2 protein-coding genes are annotated in these 3,062 nt (G+C 52.0%); both read left to right on the top strand.

Annotated features, from left to right (window positions below):
- Nucleotides 1–1,109 precede the first annotated feature (1,109 nt).
- Nucleotides 1,110–2,087: a replication initiation protein gene (locus C5O22_RS13440; RefSeq protein WP_132782591.1), complete on the top strand. Its 978-nt coding sequence runs from the start codon at nucleotides 1,110–1,112 to the stop codon at nucleotides 2,085–2,087.
- 244 nt (nucleotides 2,088–2,331) lie between these two features.
- The gene (locus C5O22_RS13435; protein ID WP_132782590.1) at nucleotides 2,332–3,027 is read left to right on the top strand and encodes a plasmid recombination protein; all 696 of its coding nucleotides are present in this window, start codon (nucleotides 2,332–2,334) and stop codon (nucleotides 3,025–3,027) included.
- Nucleotides 3,028–3,062 lie beyond the last annotated feature (35 nt).

The raw sequence follows: 3,062 nt of genomic DNA, 5'->3' as shown, positions 1-3,062 counted from the left end.
GGAAGGGGGCTAGAGTTATGAATGAGGCAGAACGAGAGGGGATCATGCTGTACATGGAGGCGCTAGGCAAAACCCATTACCGGAGCAAGCAATTTCTTAAGGGGTGGATTGTTGGGGTTGTGGAAAACTCGATATTTTATATATTTTTAGAATTTTAAGAATTTTAGGACGCTGTAAAACCTTATAATGCAATAAATTGCGCAATAACATAACGACAAAATTCACGGTACATGACTAGTAAATTCACGGTACATGACTAGTAAATTCACGGTACATGACTAGTAAATTCACGGTACATAACGACAAAATTCACGGTACATAACGACAAAATTCACGGTACATAACGACAAAATTCACGGTATGCAATTTATTGACAGAATTAAATCACAGGTAAGGCCGCAAGACGATGAGCTCCCAGAGGTCCGGATGAAACAAACAAACAGCGAAAAGACGACGGAAACGTCAAAAAAGGCCCAATTTTGGGCCTTTTTTTATTTCTTGATAAAAAACACGTCGAACCCTGAAAAGCCTCAAATTTTGCCGTTTTTTTGCGTCCTACGGCCTTTCTAAGCAGTCTTATCCAGACGGGAGGGCCCCTGCGCCCTGAAACAACACTCCCCTCTCAACCTAAAACAGCGGCCACCTCTAACAGCCCCCCGATAGGACGGGAGTCCTCTCTGCTCACTCCTCCAATCAGCTTTTGGCCTGTGGCCAAAAGCTACCAAATGGGGGGTGAGGCCGAAAGGCCGAGGGGGCTTGCCCCCTATTGGGGGGATGCCGGGTGGGCGGGTACCGCCGTCAGGCGGTAGAGCCCGGCGGGGGGCGGAGCCCCCCAAGAGGGCGGTGTTGGGGTTGTGGAAAACTGTTGTGGAAAACTCGATTTTTTTTCAAAAAACGCATGCCTTTTTTATATATTTTATTTATTTTAAGAATTTTAGGGCCCTATAAATCTTTATAGGGCAAAGAATAAAAACGCGACATGTCACCAAATACTACGGAACATGTCACCAAATACTACGGAACATGTCACCAAATACTACGGAACATGTCACCAAATACTACGGAAATAAATACTTGACATAACAAATAAGTTGTCGTATAAAGTTGTTATGGAAAGCAAAGAAATCTATGTGGTCCCCAGCAAAGAGGACTTTGTAAAACAGGCCAACGCGATAAGCCGGGCGGTCTACACCATGCCCGTTATGGCACGACGGCTCATCTATTTTGCGATGGCGCAGGTGCGTCCAGAGGACAAGGAATTCATGGACGTGGTCATGCAAGTAGGCGATGTAGTGCGGGCGCTTGGCCTATCGGACGGGGCGGAAAATTACCAGGCGATCCGTGATGCGGCCCGGACCTGTGCCAAGTGGATCATCGAGATTGAGCAGCCAGACGGAGGCTGGGAGTTGTACGGCTGGCTATCTTATGCAAGCTATGACCCAAAATCCGATACTATCACACTCCGGCTCAACGACCCGTTGAGGCCGTACATACTCAATTTGCAGGAGGCTTACTCAATCCTGCGGATCTCAGATATTGCCAAGATACAGAGCCGCCACGCGCTGCGCTGGTACGAGCTGATAATGAGCCGCCGCGGGCAGGCTGATAAAAACGGTCGTTGGTGGGTGGACTATAGTATTGCCGAAATCCGACACCTGCTGAAAATTGGCCCGAACGAATACGCACGAACATCAAGCCTAAGAAACAAAGTTATTGATTACCCGCTCACGGAAATCAACGAGGCCAACGTAGGGATAGTCGTAACTCCAGAGTACATCAGGCGTCGACGAAATCTTTGGGGCGTACGTGTCCAAGTCCAGATTATACACGATGGGGATCCAAAACCAGTTGCCCCGCTAACCAAGGAGCAAGAAGCGGGGGATCGGTTTATCGAGCTCCACCGTGACCGATACACGCAGATACTGGAGCAACTAAAAACACAACAAGACCTGCCCGGCATGAGCTGGGCATCTGCCGGTATGCGGGAGCTTGCCCTACGAGCAGAAGCCATGAAGATCCTCAAAGAGGAACTGAGCAAGGAGGCGGGGAAATGCGGGAGAGGGAGGCCAAGAAGGCCGGAGCCTTAGAGGGTGCCTACTACACCCGAGGGAGGCTCTCCGGCTCACCACCGGCCCGCCCACAATCGGACCTCCGGACCTTGTAGGGAGGTCCTCCGGCCACTCATGTGGACGGACCTGGGCGGGGCGGCGATGGGGGTGCAGGGGGCCGGACCCCCCTGCCCCACGGGGGACTTTGTAAAAAGTCCCTAGTGGGCTAGGGTGAGGAACGGGGCACTTGACAAGTGGCCGCGGATGGGGCGAAAATCGGTGTATGGGGACACCGAATTACGCCATCATCCACGCTCGCCGGATCAAAAACGGCGGCCACGCTCGCCTCCTCGAACGGCACTGTCGCAGGGAAGTGCCGGGCGTGGAGCGATGGCAAACTGCCCCGGAACGAGCCCGCGAAAACGTAACCATGGGCTCAATGAAAAACAGAGAACGGATTATGACCCACATCACTGAATTAAAATTGTGGGCGAGAAAGCCCCAAAAAAACGCCGCCTATTGCGTCGAATTTGTCATCACGGCAAGTAGAGAAATTGGAGAAATGGGCGAGTATTTTAAAGCAGCTGTGGAGTGGCTCCAAAAAAAAGCAGAGCTGTTTTTTTTAGCGGCCCACTACGACGAAAAGACCCCGCACGTCCACGCATACGTCCTGCCGATCCAGCTGGAAGGACAGAAGTACCGCTACAGCACCGATGCGCTCCTTGGTGACAGGAAAGACCTGGAGCGTCTGCAAGAGGAATTCTGGCGGGAGGTCGGCAAAATTTTTAGCCTTGACCGTGGCGAAAAAACTGAACGACGGTCCGAAAGGGTGCGGCATACGGGCCTGTCGACTTACGCTAGCAGACAGTCCCGGGCCGCAGTTGCAGCGGGACAGGTACCGCAACAGGAACCTGAGAGACTGCAACGGATACAGGAAAAAAAGCGGTCCCAGGACCGCGGAAGGGGGCTAGAGTTATGACCGAAAAAGATTACGCGACGATGGCGGCTGCGTGC

The sequence above is a fragment of the Treponema sp. J25 genome (assembly GCF_004343725.1).
Lineage (GTDB): Bacteria > Spirochaetota > Spirochaetia > Treponematales > Breznakiellaceae > J25.
The sequence above is the reverse complement of the archived record's forward strand: the minus strand, read 5'-3'. Positions and strand labels throughout refer to the sequence as shown.

Bases quoted from the DNA above. Each gene is read 5' to 3' on its own strand.
- C5O22_RS13440 (WP_132782591.1), top strand. From the start codon at position 1,110: ATGGAAAGCAAAGAAATCTATGTGGTCCCCAGCAAAGAGGACTTTGTA.
- C5O22_RS13435 (WP_132782590.1), top strand. From the start codon at position 2,332: ATGGGGACACCGAATTACGCCATCATCCACGCTCGCCGGATCAAAAAC.